The sequence below is a fragment of the Niallia taxi genome (assembly GCF_032818155.1).
Lineage (GTDB): Bacteria > Bacillota > Bacilli > Bacillales > Cytobacillaceae > Niallia > Niallia taxi_A.
In genome coordinates, this window is the sequence record NZ_CP102589.1 from 185,263 (window position 1) to 204,225 (window position 18,963).

The 18,963-nt window shown below is 37.4% G+C and carries 16 protein-coding genes; 2 read left to right on the forward strand and 14 right to left on the reverse strand.

The features are described from left to right. Nucleotides 1-258 precede the first annotated feature (258 nt). From NQZ71_RS00910 to NQZ71_RS00945, 8 genes are all read right to left on the reverse strand, one after another. Nucleotides 259-1,017 (reverse strand): iron ABC transporter ATP-binding protein, encoded by a 759-nt coding sequence (locus tag NQZ71_RS00910; RefSeq protein WP_144457396.1) that lies wholly within the window; start codon nt 1,015-1,017, stop codon nt 259-261. Beyond that, on the reverse strand, nt 1,011-1,967 hold the full coding sequence (locus NQZ71_RS00915; RefSeq protein WP_144457398.1) for an iron chelate uptake ABC transporter family permease subunit: 957 nt from the start codon (nt 1,965-1,967) through the stop codon (nt 1,011-1,013). Before NQZ71_RS00915 ends, NQZ71_RS00910 begins: the two co-directional genes overlap by 7 nt. Beyond that, a complete protein-coding gene (locus NQZ71_RS00920) occupies nt 1,954-2,910 on the reverse strand; it encodes an ABC transporter permease (protein ID WP_144457400.1) in 957 nt (318 codons plus the stop codon). The genes NQZ71_RS00915 and NQZ71_RS00920 overlap by 14 nt, the downstream gene beginning before the upstream one ends. A 246-nt stretch (nt 2,911-3,156) precedes the next feature. Then, entirely contained in the window at nt 3,157-3,456 is a 300-nt protein-coding gene (gene qoxD / locus NQZ71_RS00925; protein ID WP_144457402.1) for a cytochrome aa3 quinol oxidase subunit IV, read from the reverse strand. A gap of 3 nt (nt 3,457-3,459) precedes the next feature. After that, nucleotides 3,460-4,059, reverse strand: a complete 600-nt coding sequence (gene qoxC, locus NQZ71_RS00930) for a cytochrome aa3 quinol oxidase subunit III (RefSeq protein ID WP_144457404.1) — start codon at nt 4,057-4,059, stop codon at nt 3,460-3,462. Beyond that, nucleotides 4,059-6,014: a cytochrome aa3 quinol oxidase subunit I gene (qoxB, locus tag NQZ71_RS00935; protein ID WP_144457539.1), complete on the reverse strand. Its 1,956-nt coding sequence runs from the start codon at nt 6,012-6,014 to the stop codon at nt 4,059-4,061. The genes qoxC and qoxB overlap by 1 nt, the downstream gene beginning before the upstream one ends. After that, complete coding sequence (gene qoxA / locus NQZ71_RS00940) at nt 6,014-6,958, reverse strand: cytochrome aa3 quinol oxidase subunit II (RefSeq protein ID WP_144457406.1); 945 nt, start codon at nt 6,956-6,958, stop codon at nt 6,014-6,016. Before qoxA ends, qoxB begins: the two co-directional genes overlap by 1 nt. Nucleotides 6,959-7,366: 408 nt before the next feature. Beyond that, nucleotides 7,367-9,460: a transglycosylase domain-containing protein gene (locus NQZ71_RS00945; RefSeq protein WP_317011716.1), complete on the reverse strand. Its 2,094-nt coding sequence runs from the start codon at nt 9,458-9,460 to the stop codon at nt 7,367-7,369. Nucleotides 9,461-9,669: 209 nt separating this feature from the next. On the opposite strand from NQZ71_RS00945, the gene NQZ71_RS00950 reads away from it, so the two are divergent. Beyond that, entirely contained in the window at nt 9,670-9,789 is a 120-nt protein-coding gene (locus NQZ71_RS00950; protein WP_235856680.1) for a hypothetical protein, read from the forward strand. 74 nt (nt 9,790-9,863) lie between these two features. Here NQZ71_RS00950 and NQZ71_RS00955 read toward each other — a convergent pair whose 3' ends face one another. The 6 genes from NQZ71_RS00955 to NQZ71_RS00980 form a co-directional block, all read right to left on the reverse strand. Further along, nucleotides 9,864-10,721 (reverse strand): glycosyltransferase family 8 protein, encoded by an 858-nt coding sequence (locus NQZ71_RS00955; RefSeq protein WP_260054767.1) that lies wholly within the window; start codon nt 10,719-10,721, stop codon nt 9,864-9,866. A gap of 119 nt (nt 10,722-10,840) precedes the next feature. Then, nucleotides 10,841-11,989, reverse strand: a complete 1,149-nt coding sequence (locus NQZ71_RS00960; RefSeq protein ID WP_144457410.1) for a mannitol-1-phosphate 5-dehydrogenase — start codon at nt 11,987-11,989, stop codon at nt 10,841-10,843. Nucleotide 11,990: 1 nt separating this feature from the next. Beyond that, on the reverse strand, nt 11,991-12,422 hold the full coding sequence (locus tag NQZ71_RS00965; RefSeq protein WP_127740751.1) for a PTS mannitol transporter subunit IIA: 432 nt from the start codon (nt 12,420-12,422) through the stop codon (nt 11,991-11,993). Next, nucleotides 12,410-14,521 carry a BglG family transcription antiterminator gene (locus NQZ71_RS00970; RefSeq protein WP_317011196.1) on the reverse strand — a complete coding sequence of 704 codons (2,112 nt, stop codon included), beginning with the start codon at nt 14,519-14,521 and terminating at the stop codon, nt 12,410-12,412. The genes NQZ71_RS00965 and NQZ71_RS00970 overlap by 13 nt, the downstream gene beginning before the upstream one ends. Before the next feature lie 209 nt (nt 14,522-14,730). Then, nucleotides 14,731-16,179, reverse strand: a complete 1,449-nt coding sequence (locus NQZ71_RS00975; RefSeq protein ID WP_260054765.1) for a PTS mannitol transporter subunit IIBC — start codon at nt 16,177-16,179, stop codon at nt 14,731-14,733. A gap of 256 nt (nt 16,180-16,435) precedes the next feature. Then, nucleotides 16,436-17,743, reverse strand: coding sequence for a hemolysin family protein (locus NQZ71_RS00980; RefSeq protein ID WP_144457416.1), 1,308 nt, complete (start codon nt 17,741-17,743; stop codon nt 16,436-16,438). Nucleotides 17,744-18,382: 639 nt separating this feature from the next. Here NQZ71_RS00980 and NQZ71_RS00985 point away from each other — a divergent pair. After that, nucleotides 18,383-18,946: a tyrosine-type recombinase/integrase gene (locus NQZ71_RS00985; RefSeq protein ID WP_144457418.1), complete on the forward strand. Its 564-nt coding sequence runs from the start codon at nt 18,383-18,385 to the stop codon at nt 18,944-18,946. The last annotated feature ends 17 nt before the right edge of the window (nt 18,947-18,963 follow it).

The window sequence follows — 18,963 nt, forward strand, 5'->3', positions numbered from 1 at the left end:
TATTTATTATATTTAGATTATTTAAATTAAATTGATTGCAATGATAAACAGAATATCCTATGATTGAGATATTAGTAATTCATAATGACATTTTCCTAGAATGTCACGAAAGAATTACTATACTAATGGTAGTGTTATTATGGATCTTCTGGCGAAGAGACTTAGTGTTAAGTTTTCCATAGAAGCACTGCCTCCTTTCAGCTTTAAATATAACTACCATTAGCCTCGTTTGTTCTTTGCAGCCAACAATTTACAATTTTAAGCAAAATAGACACAGATTTTATGATTATTAATTTCCTCTATCTGCATGTCCATCTCATAAATATCCTTTAAGACAGCTTCATTAATAATGCTGTCTGCAGGTCCATCATTAACAAGTTTGCCATTCTTTAATGCCACGATATTGTCAGAATAGACAGAGGCAAAATTTATATCATGAATAACAATAACCACTGTTTTGCCAAGCTCATTAACAAGCCTTCTGAGAACCTTCATGATTTGCACTGAATGCTTCATATCCAGGTTATTCAGCGGTTCATCAAGCAAGATATATTCAGTATCTTGAGCAATAACCATTGCAATGTATGCTCTTTGCTTTTGGCCGCCGCTCAATTGATCTAAATATTTATGCTGTATCTCATCAAGCTCCATATAAGAAATTGCTTCTGCAACAGCAGCTTTATCCTCTTTCGTCAGTCTTCCTTGAGAATATGGAAACCTCCCGAAGTTAACTAGCTCCTTTACAGTTAACCGAATATTTATGTGGTTGCTCTGCTTGAGAATGGATATTTTTTTTGCTAGCACATTGCTTTTTGTCGTAAAAACACTTTGCCCATCAATTAAGACATCACCGCTGTCACCTTTAATCAGCCTGCTGATAATTGATAACAATGTACTTTTCCCTGCACCGTTCGGACCGATAAAGGAAGTGATTTTTCCTTTTTCAATGGAAAGAGATACATTTTCAAGGACGCTTTTTCCATTGTATTGTTTACTGACATTCTTGACCTCTACCATGCTCTTCTCTCCTTTAACAATAAATAGATGAAATAAACGCCGCCGACAAAGTTGATGATGACACTGATTGTTGTGGAGAATGTAAATACTCTTTCTACAATAAGCAAACCGCCGACGAGGGCTATAATGCTTAGCAGAATAGAACCTGCAATAAGCTGGCTATGTTTGTATGTTTTCAGAAACTCCCTTGCCAGGTTTACAACCAGCAACCCTAGAAAGGTAATTGGTCCGACAAGTGCAGTCGAAACACTGACCAAAATTGCCACGACAACAAGCATATTCCTAACAACACGATCATAATCTATCCCCAAATTGATCGCTTGCTCTTTTCCAAGTGACATTACATCGAAAAATTTACTATACCGCGACACATATAAAGCAACAGCTGCAATAATTACAATGCAAATAGTCAATATATCTGTATTTACGCTATTGAAGCTTGCAAACATTTTATCTTGGACAATCAGAAACTCATTCGGATCTATCAGCATCTGCATAAAGGATGACAGACTTGAGAAGAAGCTGCCAAGAATGATTCCAATAAGCAGAAGCAGCAGGATATTTTGACTTCCTTTCCTGAAAAACAAGTAGTACAGAGCAACTGAGAAAATAATCATCAACCCAACTGATAATAGAAAGTTGACATTACTATTCAGCATCGTTAAGCTTTGTGAGCCGAAAAAGAAAACCACAAATGTTTGGATAAATAAGTACAAAGAATCCAGTCCAAGAATGCTTGGAGTTAAGATTCGGTTATTTGTAATGGTTTGAAAAACCATTGATGAAAATGCAATACATCCGCCTGTCAAGCATATTGCTAATACTTTGGTTGCTCTCCTTGGCATCACATATTCCCAGTTCACACTACTAACCTTTATTAGCATGAATACTGCAATAAGCAGTACAGCTATTATGGAAAGAATTAAAAGTTTAGTCTTAGGCTGATTCATACGTTTTTCTCCTTACCAATAAATAAAGGAAGATAGCACTTCCGATAACCCCAACCATCACACCTATCGAGATTTCATATGGATAAATGATAACCCGTCCAAGTATGTCGCATATAAGAACGAAATTTGCTCCTAATAATGCTGTATGTGTTAAGCTATTCTTCAAGTTATCGCCCTTGTAAAGGGAAACTATATTAGGAATGATGAGACCTAAGAATGGAATCATGCCGACTGTAAGCAAAACAACTGATGATACAAGCGCCACAATGACAAGTCCGATATTAACAACTCTCTTATGGTTTAGACCTAAATTCTTTGAGAATTCCTCACCCATTCCAGCAATTGTGAATTTATTTGCATATAGGTATGCGACAATGACTACTGGAATACTTATGTAAAGTAACTCGTATCTTCCTTCCATAATCAGTGAGAAATCACCTTGGAGCCATGATGACATGTTTTGCACAAGATCATGCTTCATAGAAAAGAATGTTGTAATCGAGCTAATTATGTTTCCAAGCATTAAACCAACAAGTGGAATAAATATAGCATCCTTGAATTTTATCCGATTTAATATTTGCATGAACAAGAATGTACCAAGCAATGCAAAAACGAAGGCAACAAGCATCTTAACAATTGGGGTTGCAGTAGTGAACATCATTAGCGCAATAAGGATGCCAAATCTTGCCCAGTCCATTGTCCCTGCAGTCGTTGGGGACACGAATTTATTTCTAGTGATTTGTTGCATAATTAGTCCGCAAATGCTTAAGCTTATACCTGCAATAATAATACTTATTAGACGAGGAAATCTGCTGATTAATAAAATTTCTTTCTGATCCTCTGTTAATTGAAATATACTTAGAGGATTAATATCAATTACTCCTATAAACAAGGAGGCAATCGATAACAGTACTAACATGATGCTTAAATATCTTATCTTCATTGATGGTAGATTGAGTCAAGAGCCTCTTTCTATTCCCCTCCTTAGACACTGATTGTAGTTTAATAAATTCTCAACTGATTTTCATTATCACTTAGATTTATAAATTGATTTTAACACTTTTTTTATTAACGTCAATGGGATTTATAGAACAAAATCCCAATTTTTTATAGATTTCCTCCGAATTAGTTCCATTGAACTAGCATAAAAACAACAAAAAAACCTCCGATTTCTCGGAGGTTTTTCTTATTAGTAATGAACATGTCCAGATGTCATTACCCAAATTGTTCCTGCAGCGACAACAATCGCACAGAAGAACGCATAGAAAATATTGATTAATTGCATTTTGCCTTCCCCTTCAGTCAAATGCATGAACATGAAAAGTTGAAGCAATGCTTGAATTACTGCTAAAGAACCAATAATCCACATGATTGTCACAAACGGCAAATCTGTATATCTTACAGCACCTACTGTTGCAAAAGTCAGCAATATAGAAACGATGAACCCTGCAACGTGGCCAGTTGGAAAACTGCTATTATGTTTAGCCATAAATTACACCATCCTTGCTAGATAAACGAATGTGAAGATGAAGATCCACACAACGTCTAAGAAGTGCCAATATAAGCTGATAATAAACGTTTTACGCGCAGTCGTAGGTGTCAATCCACGTTTAGCCAATTGGATAATTACCGCAATCGCCCAGCCAATACCGATAGAAACGTGAAGTCCGTGTGTTCCTAACAGAACAAAGAAGCTTGAGAAATATGCGCTTGTCTGCATTTTCGCACCTTCATGAACATAATGGATGAACTCAGTCACCTCGAAGAATACGAACCCAGCACCAAGCAATAAAGTAATGATAAGCCAAATTAACAAGCCTTTCAAATTATTGCGGCGCATATACCAGATAGCAATACCGCATGTGAAACTACTTGTTAATAGTAGCATTGTTTCAATCATAACGTCTTTTAATATAAACAAATCTTTAGGAGTAGGTCCATCTGCAAAAGCATTGTATAGAGAACCGTGTGCGGCGAACAATGATGCAAATAAGACTATTTCAGCACCTAGGAAGATCCAGAAACCAAAGATATTAAGACGGTTCTGTTCCGTTTGGTACTCCAACGGTAAAGAAGTATCTACTTTAGCCATTATTTTTCATCCCTCCATGCACGCTCAATTTTCTTGATGTCGTCGACTTTCACGTGGTAGCCGTCATTATAATCAAATGAACGAACAAGTAAGCCAACAAATATAAATGCAGCCGCAATTGCTGCTAGAGGAATCCACTCGAATACCATGAAGAATCCGGCAGCGCCAAAGATTACACACATGATAAATGGAAGCCCAGAATTGCTCGGCATATGAATTTCTTCTAATTCATTTTCTTTTAGTACTAACGCATCTTTGTCTTTCTTCTTCATGTGCCAGAAAGCATCTAATGTTTTAACTTCAGGCAATTGTGCAAAGTTATAGAATTGTACAGGTGAAGCTGTATGCCATTCTAGAGTTCTTGCATCCCATGGATCTGTAGAAATATTGCGTTTTGCATAACGTGCACTCCAGTAGATGTTGTAAACTAATACTGCGAATCCAGCCGCAAGAATCAATGAACCTACTGCGGAAAGTGCGAATAATGGTGCAAACCCTGACTCTACAGAGAATGTGTAAGAACGTCTTACTGCACCTTTTAAGCCTAGGAAGAACATAGGCATAAATGTTAAGTTGAAACCAATGTTGAACAACCAGAAATGCCATTTTCCAAGACGTTCGTTTAATGCGTGACCGAACATCTTTGGCCACCAGTAATAGAATCCTGCAAATACCGCGTATACTACCCCTGGAATCAACACATAATGGAAGTGAGCTACTAGGAATAAAGTATTATGGTATTGATAGTCAGCTGCAGCCATTGCAAGCATAACCCCTGTTACCCCACCAATAGTGAAGGTCGGAATGAAAGCAAGTGACCATAGCATTGCAGTTGTAAACTGGATGCGGCCTTTTCTCATTGTAAACAGCCAGTTGAAAATCTTAACCCCTGTAGGAACAGCGATTAACATTGTCGTAATAGAAAATACTGAGTTAACGACTGGTCCAGATCCCATTGTGTAGAAATGGTGAACCCAAACAACGAAACTCAAGATTGCAATTCCGACAATAGAAATAATCATAGATTTATATCCATATAATGTTTTTCTTGAGAAAGTCGAAATAATCTCTGAGAACATACCAAATGCAGGCAGAACAACGATATAAACTTCAGGATGTCCCCATAGCCAGAATAGGTTGTTCCAAAGCATTGCATTTCCTCCTCCTGAAACAGTGAAGAAATGTGTACCGAACATACGGTCAAAAGTCATCAATGCTAAAGCAACAGTAAGAATTGGGAATGCAAAAATGATTAAAACGTTTGTCAATAAAGCAGTCCAAGTAAACATAGGCATTTTCATTAATGTCATGCCTTTTGTACGCATTTTCAGGATTGTGACAACAAAGTTAATACCTGTCATCAATGTACCTGCCCCTGCAATCTGCAAGCCTATTGCGTAATAGTTATTACCTACTCCAGGTGTAAATTCTTTACCTGCAAGCGGGAAGTACGATGTCCAACCAGCATCTGGAGAACCACCGACTACGAAAGAAATATTGAAAAGCATTGCTCCTGAGAAAGTTAGCCAGAAGCTCAAAGCGTTCAATTGTGGGAACGCAACGTCACGTGCTCCAATTTGCAATGGAATAACAACGTTCATAAGACCAATTAAAGCAGGCATCGCCATGAACAAGATCATGATAACACCATGTGTTGTAAATACTTCATCATAATGCTGTGCATCCAAGAACTTCATGTCTGGTGCTGCTGTTTGTGCTTTCATCATTAAACCATCAATACCGCCACGGAAGAACATTAATACCGCAACAATAATGTACATTATACCAATACGTTTATGATCGACAGTTGTGATCCATTCATCCCATAGGTAACGCCATTTTTTCAAATACGTGATTAGAACTAAAGCACCAATCATCGTCAATGCGATACCGATTTGGGAGCCAAGGATCAACGGGTCTCCTTTAACAAGGATTTCATTCCACTTAATGTCCATCAATGCTCACCCCCATCAGTTTTCTCTTCGCTGTCTGCATCTTCATGATCGAAGATTTTACCTTGGTAACCATGAACTTTGTACAATTCAGGGTTCAAGTAATAGTTAGAAGTTCCGCCTTTACCATGATCAATCCATTCTAAATGTGTATTAGAGAATGTCATGCGTCCTAAATGCGTAGGCTTCAACAATTCTTTATATTTATCTTCTGTTAACTTAGGAGCAGTATCTTTTACTTCATCTACCCAAGCATTGTAATCATCTTGTGTTTCAGCTTCTACGTTGAATTGCATTTCTGCATATCCTTTACCGTTGAAGTTTGTGTTTTGGCCTAAATATTCACCTGTATGATCTGCAACTAAGTATAGCTCTGTTTCAGCTCCATACATTGTGTATTTTTGACCAGCAAGCTGTGGAACCCAGAAAGATTGCATTGTTCCAGCAGAAGTCAATTTAAATTCAATCGGAACACCAGCAGGGATTTTAACGTAGTTCACAGTTTCAATTCCCTCTTCTGGATAACTGAAAATCCATTTCCAGTCTGCAGATGTGACATTAATCACAACTGGTTCCTGATCTTCGTAATTCTTTGGAATATCTTCTACTGCATAAATTGTTTTGACAGTTGGAATTGTCAAAGCAATAATGATTAAGAAAGGAATAACAGTCCAGACAATTTCAAGCACTGTACTTCCGTGCTCCTCTGGCGGTTCATACCCTTCATTTTCAGGTTTAGCACGGTATTTCCAAACAATGTAACCGAACAAACCAAAAACAACTATTACGATAATTGCCATAAAGATAAGCGACCAGTTAATTAAATCCATAATGCTTTTAGCTACAGGGCCTTTTGGATCAAATACAACCATACTCTCACAGCCGCTAAGTACAAAAATTGGCAAAATCGCTAGAAGTGATAATAATAAGCCTTTTTTTGACTTCATTTAGTGCATCTCCTTCCAATTTAACTTTTAAATGTTAAAATATTCACAGAATGTTCAAGAATTAGACATAGAACATTCATTTTAAATAGGTAAAATACTATTATTACTACCTGTATGATGATATCATATCTCGAAGCATGTAAATGTGACAAAAATCGTAAGGATATTTTTTCCAATTAACACATTTGTTTTGCCATTAATCTAGCAAACATTTTCCAAGAAGATACCAACTCAGTAATTATAGCAGATGTGGCTATGAAAATCTATGTCCATAAACTTGTCACATCTACTTTTTTAAAAGGATATGTAACCATTATTACCCAAACAAAACGCTTCTATTATATATACTTTTTTTTTCATGAAAATCATATATAAAAGGCTGGAACAATTCGTTCCAGCCTTTTGTTTTTATTGACCCATTATTTCGTTCCATTTGTCTTTCAGCTTCCCGCTGATAACGCCTGCATCTTCCTTCATTTCATCTACTACTTGACTCCATTTGGAAGAATTCTCTTCAATCGTTGTTTGAATTTCTTTTGCCTTTTCCTTGATTGCTTCTTTTGTTTCTTCCACTTTCTGTGTACGCTCTTTTTTACCTGCAAGCTGGTCGCTCACAGATATAACAGAAAAGTTCTCTGGCTCCACATACTGAACTGCTTGATCCATGATTGTTTTGAATATTGGTACGACATCTCCTGAGCTTTTACTCTTAAGATAATGCTGATTATCTGTTTTGTCATAGCCGAGCCACATTGCTCCAACTAAGTTTGGCGTATAGCCGACAAACCACTGATCTTTTGTACCAGACAGATTAGCGTTAGCCAATTGTGTCGAACCTGTTTTTCCAGCTATTTCAAAACCGGTTACCTTTGCTCCTTGACCTGTACCTGAATCTATAACATCCAACAGCATGGAGGTCATATTCTCCGCGACAGATTTTGATGTCACTTTAGTCGAATTTGATTGATACTCTGCAATAACATTGCCTGTTGGCCCGACAATCTTAGTAATCAAATGTCCTTCCATCCGAACTCCGTTATTTGGGAATGCAGAATATGCTTCTGCCATCTGCAGCGGGGAAACCCCCTTCGTCATTCCTCCAAGTGCAATCCCTAAGTACTCATCATCCTTTTCATACGGAATTCCGAATCGATCTAAAGCATCGAGTCCTTTATCAAGTCCTATTTTATCCAATAACCAAACTGCAGGAACGTTTAGGGATTTCTCCAGTGCCTCATACATCGGTACATCCCCTTGGTAGGTTTTAGTAAAGTTTTGTGGCTCATAGTCACCTTTTTTAAACGGTTCATCCTTCAGAATAGAGGTAGTCTTATATCCTGCTTCTAGTGCCGGTGTATAAACCGCCAACGGCTTCATTGTTGATCCTGGCTGAACCTTAATTTGTGTTGCACGGTTATATCCTCTGAAAACCTGTTCTCCCCTTCCTCCAACAAGACCTCTAATACCGCCTGTCTCAGGGTCAAGCAACACAGCACCTCCTTGTGAAGATGTTCCATCACTGCTTGATGGAAATAAGGAGTCATTCGCAAATGTTTTTTCAAGTGTTGATTGCAGGTTTTGGTCCATTTCTGTATAAATTTTATAGCCTCTTGTTAAAATCTCTTCTTGGGTGAGCCCATATTGTGATATTGCCTCATCTATTACTGAATCAACAAAGTAAGGATAATCTCTATCAATGAACGAGCCTCCGCCGTCTTCCAGCACAATCTTTTCATCAATCGCTTTTTTATATTCAGCTTCCGAGATTACTTTTTCCTCCTTCATCTTGCCAAGCACTACATTTCGCCGCTTAATCGCACCTTCATAATTTTTATACGGATCAAGAGCAGACGGCGCTTGGAGCAAGCCCGCAGTCAGTGCTGCTTCGCTTATAGAAACATCCTTGATGTTTTTGTTATAGTACTTTTTAGCTGCTTGATCTATTCCCCATGCACCGCTCCCAAAATATACGTGGTTAAGATACATTTGGAGAATTTCATCCTTGCTGTAGTGCTTCTCTATTTCCACAGCTAAAAATAATTCTTCTGCTTTTCGTTTATATGTCTGTTCAGAAGATAACAGGGCATTTTTGGTAAGCTGCTGTGTGATTGTGCTGCCTCCGCCCGTTATACTGCCAGCAAGAAGGTTCTTAAAGAATGCCCGTGTTATTCCTTTTAAATCAAAACCATTATGACTGTAGAATCTTTCATCCTCAATGGAGACTACTGCCCCCGGCACATAGTCTGGCAGATCCTTCAGCTCTATTCCTTCCGTTCTTTCTGTTTTTATTTCCGTCGCCTCATCGCCGTCTTTGTCATAAATGACGGTAGCCTGGCTTAATCCAGCCTTCAACGTACTTACATTTGCTTGGCTTGCCAAATACATGAAATATAATATAGAAACTAGTACAAATAATAGCAATGCTAACAAAAGAATTTGTGTTAAGTGTCTTCTTTTCCAAAACCGCCAGAACATTCCTAGCAGAGATTTGATTTTCTCCATCATTTTACCCTTTCCTTTTCTTCATTCTCTATACTTTCTATTTAGACGTAATATTACCATAAATTGTTGCAGTTCATTCTATAAAAACTATATGCTCTTTCAGCAGCAAATACAATATATATTATAGCCAAAACACTTGACTTTCCCTCTTTTTGGCTTGTTTATCTATTCCTCTGGCTGGGAATAGATAAGAAAAAGGAGTGATTGATATGAAGAAAATGATAAGAACAGCTATTAAATGGGCTCCAGTCATTTATCCTATCGTCAAAAAACTGATGGAAAAGAGAAAGCAGTCTAAAGGCGGCTCTGCTTCACGAATGCCAAACTAAATAAAAAAGGCTGAAACTTAACGGTTTCAGCCTTTTCTAATAGAAAAAAAGCTGATTTTCATCAGCCTTTTTCATTATATGTTTTTTGCACTTGCTTCCTGCTCCAATCCAGATGCAGTCTTTTCTAAGTAATGATAATACGTCTTTTTATATGGATGGACATATCCCTTCAGCCATGGCTTTTCTTCCCCGCAGAAATGAACAATCGCAGGCTTACTGAACGCTTCCTGCTTTTTGATTTCATCAATAAATTCTAATTTCTTTTGTTTTAACAATAAATACGCTTGAGCATTCCACTTCGGATGAAGCTCGAGCCATTTATCACAAAGCAATGTGTTAAGAATATCTTGATCATGGTATTCTAGCTGTTCATCTGTTGCATTTTTTATATAATCAAAGGCTCTGTCTGTTATATTGTTGTCTCTCCAGCTTTTTAAGTCTATTAGCATAATGCCTGCATTAAAATAGTTTGCATCCTCGCTGACGTTAAGTGTTTGAAGTCTGTCATGAAGTCCGCAGTCAATTACTGCAGCAGCAATATTAGGTGAAATATCTTGATCATAGATTTTGGAAACATCATCTAGCACTACAGTGTCGCTGTCGATATAGAGGACCTTTGCAATATCTGGATCAGAAATTAAATCTGGAATGGAAATACGGTAATAGGAGGCTTTTGTGATATGTCTGCTTTCGATTGCGTTCTCATATTGTTTTGGATCAACATCCAAAAATTGTATGGAAGTTTGATATGGAGCTACAGTCTTTTGCAGCCATTGTTTATTCTTCTCTGTTATGCCACCATTCAGCACATATAGCTGCACCTTTCTGTGTTGATGGGTATTTTCTAAGAGAGAAACAAACATCACTCCTAGATGGGGAACATAATTATCATCTGTTGAAGAAACCACATGGATAGTCTTATTAGTATTCATTTTACACTTTCTCTCCTCTCTGTATGCTCCTTATCTACCCTTGTCCAAACCCCACAAAACTTATTGGAAAATAATACAAAAAAGAGCTGCCCTATTAAAGGACAGCTCTTTATACTAAGTTATTGAATTTCTTTGTAAGCAGCAGCTACAGCACTAACTAGCTTGTTGTCTGCTGACAGTCCAGAAACCTCGATGAATGCTTGTTCTGCTCCTTTTGACTGAATCAATTCTTTTAACTCAACTGATTCTTGATCCTCTGATGAGAAGAACAGCATCGCTGAAGCCATTACTTCCACTAATCCTGCAGGAATTTCCTTGAATAGTTCAACATATTCCATTGCTGGTGCAACTAAGCGGTCATTGCGACTTAATTTGCGTAGTGGAGAACGTCCCACCCTTTTCACATCGTCAACGATATGTGGGTTAGAGAATCTTCCGATGATTTTTTGAATATACTTTTGATGCTCTTCCTTGTCGAACTTGTATTTTTCAACAAGCACTTTTCCTGTCTCACCTAAGACTTGCAATACCTTTTCCTCAACAGCTTTATGAGCAATAGTTTCAGAAATTGTTTTATAATCCTTTATGTTACCAAGGTATGCTGTTGTAGCATGACCTGTATTAACAGTGAATAGTTTTCTTTCAATATAAGCAGTTAAGTTTTCAACGAAATGTGCTTCTGGAATCTCAGGCTTATCACCTTTGATTTCCGTTTCATCAATAACCCACTCAAAGAATGGCTCAACAAGTACGTCCAACAGCTTTTCATTTGACTGATTCGGAACAATGCGGTCTACTGCAGAATCAGGGAATCCAATATATTCTTCCGCCCATGTTTTTTCTTCATCATTTAGGTGCTCAAACACGAACTTCTTCAATTCTGTGCTACCGCCAATCATGTTTTCACATGCAATGATATTCAAGAATTGCCCATTTTTTGCTTTTCTTGCTTTCAATCCATCTGCAATTAATGGTGCAATGAACTTAAGGATATTTGGACCAATAGCTGTTGTAACTAAATCAGCAGATGCAATTTCTTCCACTGCCTTTTCCGGATTCGCTTTACTGTTAATACCTTTAATATTAGTTACAGTAAATTGGTCCTTCGCATCATTTGCCAAAAATACATTGTATGTGCCCTCTTGGTTGATTTCATCAATGACTTTTTCATTTACATCTACAAAGTGAACTTCATACTTTGATTGATGTAATAAAAGGCCGATAAAGCCTCTCCCAATATTTCCTGCTCCAAAATGGATAGCTTTCATATTAGTTAACCTCGCTTAGAATTGAAATAATTTCCTCTTCTGATTTTGCTTGAACAAGCTTTTCAACATTTTCTTCTTCTGAACATACGATTGCGATTTGAGACAGAATCTCTAAGTGCTCTCCGTCTTTACCTGCAATACCAACTAGTAATTTCACAATGTTTCCATCACCGAAGTCAACACCGTTTGGAACTTGTACTACTGATAGACCTGATTGTAGAACAGCTGCTTTTGCTTCATCTGTACCATGTGGAATCGCTAGGAAGTTACCCATGTAAGTAGAAGAAAGCTCTTCTCTTTGAAGCATTGCTGGAATATAATCTGCTGAAACATAGCCTTGGTCTACCAAGATTTGACCAGCTAATTTAATAGCCTCTGTTTTTTCAGACACATTACTGTTTAGGATGATGTTTTCTTTTTTTAATATAGACATTTCGTTGCCTCCTGATTTGTATGAATATAGTTTTTTAAGTATTGGTTGCTAATGAAATGCGCTAATTCATCTTTAGTTCCATTTTCAAACAGCTTAATGCTAGTTTGCGACTGAATAATCAAGGAACTAATAAAGCTTAATAATTCCAATGTTGATGAAGTCAGCTCGAATGGTGCCAGCAAAAGTAAAATTCTTGTTACTTTTTCGCTTCCTCCATTCATCGCCTTCAATTCATAAGCAGTTGTTGCATCTATTATATTAAAAGATGGGTATGACACTTTATCACTTCTTGTGTGATAAAGGGCAAGTGTTGTGTCTGGAATAGCTAAGCCGCCTATCTTTTCTCTATTCTGTAGAGAACACAACACTTCGTTAGCGTCTAAGATAGAACCTTTATACAAAAGCCTTTCCAGCCCATCCTGTAATACCTTGTTTAAATCAGCATCGCCTGCTTTCCATACCTCAAAATCCTTCAATAGGTCTGCAAGTACTGTTACTTGTTTGCCTAGTTGATCAAAGTGTTGAAAGCTGAGGGATAATATCTCAACCCCATCATTAGCCGGTTCTGCTTTTTCTGTTAATTGTCCGCCTTTTTTTTGCAAAAAGTTTTTGACAAGTTCGAGTTCATGATTCGTCAAAATTGGACTGACAACAAAATAATCTCTGTTCATATCCTCAATTGGGATTGTTGATAGGATGGCATCATATTCATCAAGAGAAATGTTTTTCATTTCAAAAACAGATGCCGTTTTAATTTCAGATAGACCAGGAATCTCATTGCCAATTTTTGCGGCAAGCATTTTTGATGTACCAATTCCACTTGAGCATATAATTAAAACCCTTAATTTAGTCGTAAGCTGTTTTGAATTTAATGCCGCTCCAAAATGCAAAACCAAATAACCGATTTCCTCTTCCGGTATATCTTGATTGGGCAAGGTAAGCTCTGCTGCCTTTTTTACGACTTTAAACAATTCATAATAGTCATCTTTAATATTACTCAGCAGCGGGTTGGAAATTCTCATTTTTTGCTTTAATCTGTATAACGCTGGCTGAAGATGTGCCAACAGCCCTTGAGATAAGGTTTCATCTAATAGTCTTGTATGGAGAAGATTCTCCACATTTTTGATTAAGCTCTGCACAATGACAGCAACCTCGATATTTTCATCCTTAATCCCTATATCCTTGTCATAGCGGATTTTTGCTCCCCGCAAATGCATCGTGATATAACCAATCTCTTCATCAGGGATGGTGACTTCAAATGTTCTTTCTAAACGAGCAGCAATTTTCCGAGCAAAACTAAACTCTTTTGTCGATTTCAACTCTCGCAAATAGTCTTCTTGAAGAGTAATATTTTCGCCCCTTTGGATTCGTTCCATCGCCAAGGCAATATGGACAACCAACCCAACATAAGAGCTGTCTGCCAGACTGTACGGCAGCTCTTCATTGATTTCCTCAATGATTCCCTCTATCAAGATGATCTTTTCTTTATGGACTAGGCCTAACAGCCTTTCTGAAATAGAATCTATTTTATTGGTGGATTTCTTTTGAATATTGTCTCTGACCATCTTCAAAAATTCTGGCACGTCAAATCTTTCCGAGATAAGACTTGTTATTGCCTTTCTTTTTGCATCCTCTGAACCTTCCAGTTCGATTCCATAACCCCGCTTACGCACAAGCTGCAGATCATATCGTTTAATAATCGGTTCAAGCTTATCCAAATCGTGACTGACAGTTGCTGTTGTTACACCCATATCGTTCGCAAGAGAAAAAAGCTTAACAGGCTCTTTATTATCCAACAGTGTACATAAAGCGACGATAAGCCTTTCATCAGGTGTATATTCTGTAAAATCCTGTTTAAGGATCGTTACTCTTAATTGGTAAATATCACCTTGTGCACCAATTACCTTTACTCCCACTCCTGCTTTTTTTTGAAGCTTTAAGTGGAATGCCTGCAAAACATCTTCAATATTTTTTAGGTCACGGTGGATTGTCCGCTCACTCACATTCACAATATCAGCAAGCTGCTTGATTGTGACATCCTCTTTCATATCTTCAAGCAAAAATTGTAAAATCAGTCTTTCTCTTGCAGAAATAACCATGCCATACCACCTTGTTTTCTTGACATAATTTAATTATAAATAAGAGTTTAACAAGACTCAAACAGTTGTTAAGGCATTTTTTTCACATCTAATGTTGCCATTATTAAATTACCATAGAATGGTTTAGTTGATGGTTTATTTTACCCGCTTTTAAGACTTTTACAACCTAAAAAGGAGCATTACCTAATTAAGGTAAGCTCCTCCCAACATTATTTCAAGTTATTGATAATCTCATCATATTTAGGGCTGTTCATAAAGTTTTCTACAGATACGTGTTGTGCGTTTGGAAGCTTAGCCACTGCACGGTCTGTCAAATCTTTATGTGTGATAACAAGGTCAGCATCATTCGGAAGGTTTGCGATAGATGTATTTGTTACATCAACACCTTCAACACCAGCTTTTTTCACTTTATTACGCATGATGGAAGCACCCATAGCACTTGAACCCATACCTGCGTCACATGCAAAGATAATTTTCTTCACAGTGCTATAGTCAAATTCTGCAGCTTCGTTAGTTGCTTCAGCAGCTTCAACAGATGCATCAGCGCCAGTAACAGCACCTGCAACAGAGCTCTTTTTACCTTTAAGCTCTTGCATTTTTTCAGCAGCAGCATTGATATCTTCTGCTTCGCCTTTGCTTGTTTTCAAAACAATTGCACCAATTACGAAGGAAACAACAGCAGCAACAATTACACCTGCTAATACTCCTAAATGCTCACCTTTAGGAGACAATGCCATAATGGCAATAATGCTTCCTGGTGATGGTGTTGCAACAAGTCCTGCATTGAATACAGTGAATGTGAACACACCACTCATTCCCCCCCCAATAACTGCCAACAGCATTGCAGGCTTCATTAGGATGTAAGGGAAGTAAATTTCATGAATACCACCTAAGAAGTGGATAATCGCTGCACCAGGTGCAGTTTGTTTTGATGTACCTTTACCAAAAATACTATATGCCAATAACACACCAAGACCTGGTCCTGGGTTTGCTTCTAGTAAGAATAGGATTGATTTCCCTACTTCTTTTGCTTGATCTACACCAATTGGTCCAAGAATACCTTGGTTGATCGCATTGTTCAAGAACAAGACTTTAGCTGGTTCAATAAGGATACTTGCAAGTGGCAGAAGGTTTGCATCGACAATAAATTCTACTCCACTTGAAAGCATTTGGCTTAATGCTTCAACAAGAGGTCCTACAAACTTTAATGCAAGAAGTGTAATAATTGCACCTAGAATACCTGCTGAGAAGTTGTTTACTAACATTTCAAAGCCTGCTTTTACTTTACCTCTGAACAGATCGTCGACTTTTTTGATCAAGTAACCGCCGAGAGGACCCATAATCATTGCTCCAAGGAACATCGGAATATCAGAACCGACGATAACACCCATTGTTGCGATGGCACCGACTACGCCCCCGCGGACATCGTAAACCATTTTACCGCCAGTATAACCAATTAATAATGGCAGCAAGTATTTGATCATTGGATCAACTAGTTGTGCAAAACTTTCGTTTGGAAAGTATCCAGATGGTATAAAAAGTGCTGTAATAATTCCCCAAGCGATAAATGCGCCGATATTCGGCATTACCATTCCGCTCAGGTGACTTCCAAAACGCTGTATTTTAACGCGAAAACCTTTATTATTTTCGTTCGACATTAATTGTTCACCCCTTATTCTTTCTACCTTCATGATAAAGCGGTTTCAGCTTCGTTACAATTTAAACTAAGTATAACTTTGACGGACACAATGTTGACATAATTAAATAGAATGATTCTTTTCCAATTATTAGTTTAAAAAAATACCTATTATTGGTTTTTTTGACTTTTTTAAACTATAAACTAGTTTATAAGGCATACCTTCCGTTTATTTTCCACAAAAAAAAGGACTTCATGCACAATGAAGTCCTCTTTTTTTAAATTGTTTCTTTTTTAATGGATGTTTTAAATACTTCGATGAAATGAATATGATGCTCCTCTATGCTTTTTAGTTTAAAAACATAATCTTCTTCTTCAATTTCATCGCCTTCGACAGCTTCAAAATTATTAGTCAAGAACCAACCTCCGATTGTATCCACTTCCTCTTCAGATAGATGGATGCCAAGAAGGTCGTTAACTTCACTAATAAGTACCTTTCCGCTCAAAATATAGTGGTTTTCTTTTATTTTGCGGATTTCCGCTACTTCATCCTCATCGAACTCATCTCGAATATCGCCGACGATTTCTTCCAATATATCCTCTGCAGTCACAATTCCCGATGTTCCGCCATACTCATCAAGCAGGATTGCCATATGGGTACGTTCCTTCTGCATCTTAATAAGCAAGTCACGAATAGGTATTGTTTCAATCACGCGGATAATGGGCTTCATATAATTCTCCAGATCCATCTGTTCCTGCTCTTGGATCCTTGCTGTTAAGAATTCTCTAATGTTGATTAAACCGATAACATTGTCCTTATCACCATTCACTAATGGATAACGGGTATAGTTTTCCTCTTCTAAAATGTCCATAATTTCATCAAAGGTATTGTCTAAACTGATTGTTACCATCTCTGTTCGAGGAACCATAATTTCCTTCGCTATTCTCTCATCAAATTCAAAAATATTGTTTACGTATGCTAATTCATTTTTATTTATTTCACCGCTTTTATAGCTTTCAGACATTAAAATACGGAGTTCCTCTTCTGAGTGGGCAAGCTCATGCTCTGATGCTGGCTTTAGGCCAAACATTCCTGTTAAAACACGAGCAGATCCGTTCAAAAGCCAAATAAATGGATACAACAACCTGTAAAACCAAATAATTGGTGGAGAGAAAAGCAAAGTAATCATTTCAGCTTTTTGGATAGCGACTGTTTTAGGAGCAAGTTCTCCGACAACCACATGGATAAAGGTAACAGACACAAAGGCTATCCCAAAAGATAAAATGGTCGAAACAGACCCCGATACATGAAACTTCTCGAATACCGGATGAAGAATTGCTTCCACCGTAGGTTCACCAATCCACCCTAAACCTAGCGCTGTTACTGTAATACCTAGCTGACAAGCTGACAGATATTCGTCAAGGTGGCTAGTTACTCTTTTCGCAGCTAACGCACCTTTTCTTCCTTCTGCTACAAGCTGATCTATCCTTGAACCCCTTACTTTAACGATTGCAAACTCTGTTGCAACGAAAAAACCTGTAAAAGCTATAAGTATTGCGAATAAAATTATATTAAAAATTTCCAATGAACAGCCTAAAAAGGCTTACACCTCCTGATATTATAAGAAAATTAGCTTAAATTAGCAGCAATGTCTGCAAAGAAGGAAATACTCTCATCTGAAATAGTATTTCTAACTTCCTTCTTTTTATGTTGGCACCCAAATGCATATTCACAGGACAATCCCCCACATATTTCTGGGTTGCTTACTGCGATTTGTAATGGGGGCAATATATCATTACATATCATAATCTCATCCAATTTAAGCCTTTTTTCTATGCATTACTTCATCTATATAATGAAACTTATTGCAGCATCACCGTAACACATAATATGCAGCAGAAATTCTGGATGGATAGACTTTGGTTCGTGTAATGAATATCACTTCGTTTTACCCTGTTTGTAATTTCCTTTAGTTGCACAGCCCCATTTCTTCCACCCCCCATAAAAACGTTTTAATTGAATGAAATAATTATATAGGTGAACACGAATAATATTCAAGAAAAAACCCTTTCTAAGCTAGTCTAAATGTTGGAATACAAGCATTGTTGCATATTGGAACGTTTACATTTGACTCATCTTCGGTAATACCCTATAATTAAGTTATGTTACTCAATACTATTATTTTTATATGTTGAGTTACATTATATCTAAAGGAGCAAAGAATATGGAAGTTGTAGAAGCAATAAAGGACTTAAAGCAGATAAACAGCATGAAGCGTTACTTAAAAAAACAATCTGAACGTGACTACTTGCTGTTTTTGCTTGGCATCAATACTGGTTTGACGATAACGGAGCTATTAGATATCCGTATTTCGGATCTTCTTGAGGGAGATGGAATCTGCGATTTCTACACGATTAAAAAGGATGATCTTCGGGATGAGCGTAAGGTTTATTTAAACCAAAAGGTAAAAAAGGAAATATTGCATTATGTCTCAACATGCAATCATGAACCTGACAGCTATTTATTCCAGTCGAAAAAATCCAAAAACCATCTTAGCAGACAGCAGGCATACAGAATCATTCACCAGGCTGCTGAAGCGTTAGGCATCGGCTCCAATATCGGCACTAATTCGATGCGCAAGACATTTGGCTATCATGCTTATAAGCGAGGTGTTGCTATTTCCTTACTGCAAAAGCATTTCCACCATTCTACAAAGCAAGAGACTTACAAGTTCCTTGGGATTAACAAAGAAGAGGTAACCATTCCTCGCATCGATGTAAATTTATAAAAAATATATTAAGGAGG

What these genes read in the sequence shown, in the direction of transcription:
- NQZ71_RS00910 (WP_144457396.1), bottom strand. Translation starts at nt 1,017, where the DNA reads ATGGTAGAGGTCAAGAATGTCAGTAAACAATACAATGGAAAAAGCGTC.
- NQZ71_RS00915 (WP_144457398.1), bottom strand. Translation starts at nt 1,967, where the DNA reads ATGAATCAGCCTAAGACTAAACTTTTAATTCTTTCCATAATAGCTGTA.
- NQZ71_RS00920 (WP_144457400.1), bottom strand. Translation starts at nt 2,910, where the DNA reads ATGAAGATAAGATATTTAAGCATCATGTTAGTACTGTTATCGATTGCC.
- qoxD (WP_144457402.1), bottom strand. Translation starts at nt 3,456, where the DNA reads ATGGCTAAACATAATAGCAGTTTTCCAACTGGCCACGTTGCAGGGTTC.
- qoxC (WP_144457404.1), bottom strand. Translation starts at nt 4,059, where the DNA reads ATGGCTAAAGTAGATACTTCTTTACCGTTGGAGTACCAAACGGAACAG.
- qoxB (WP_144457539.1), bottom strand. Translation starts at nt 6,014, where the DNA reads ATGGACATTAAGTGGAATGAAATCCTTGTTAAAGGAGACCCGTTGATC.
- qoxA (WP_144457406.1), bottom strand. Translation starts at nt 6,958, where the DNA reads ATGAAGTCAAAAAAAGGCTTATTATTATCACTTCTAGCGATTTTGCCA.
- NQZ71_RS00945 (WP_317011716.1), bottom strand. Translation starts at nt 9,460, where the DNA reads ATGGAGAAAATCAAATCTCTGCTAGGAATGTTCTGGCGGTTTTGGAAA.
- NQZ71_RS00950 (WP_235856680.1), top strand. Translation starts at nt 9,670, where the DNA reads ATGAAGAAAATGATAAGAACAGCTATTAAATGGGCTCCAGTCATTTAT.
- NQZ71_RS00955 (WP_260054767.1), bottom strand. Translation starts at nt 10,721, where the DNA reads ATGAATACTAATAAGACTATCCATGTGGTTTCTTCAACAGATGATAAT.
- NQZ71_RS00960 (WP_144457410.1), bottom strand. Translation starts at nt 11,989, where the DNA reads ATGAAAGCTATCCATTTTGGAGCAGGAAATATTGGGAGAGGCTTTATC.
- NQZ71_RS00965 (WP_127740751.1), bottom strand. Translation starts at nt 12,422, where the DNA reads ATGTCTATATTAAAAAAAGAAAACATCATCCTAAACAGTAATGTGTCT.
- NQZ71_RS00970 (WP_317011196.1), bottom strand. Translation starts at nt 14,521, where the DNA reads ATGGTTATTTCTGCAAGAGAAAGACTGATTTTACAATTTTTGCTTGAA.
- NQZ71_RS00975 (WP_260054765.1), bottom strand. Translation starts at nt 16,179, where the DNA reads ATGTCGAACGAAAATAATAAAGGTTTTCGCGTTAAAATACAGCGTTTT.
- NQZ71_RS00985 (WP_144457418.1), top strand. Translation starts at nt 18,383, where the DNA reads ATGGAAGTTGTAGAAGCAATAAAGGACTTAAAGCAGATAAACAGCATG.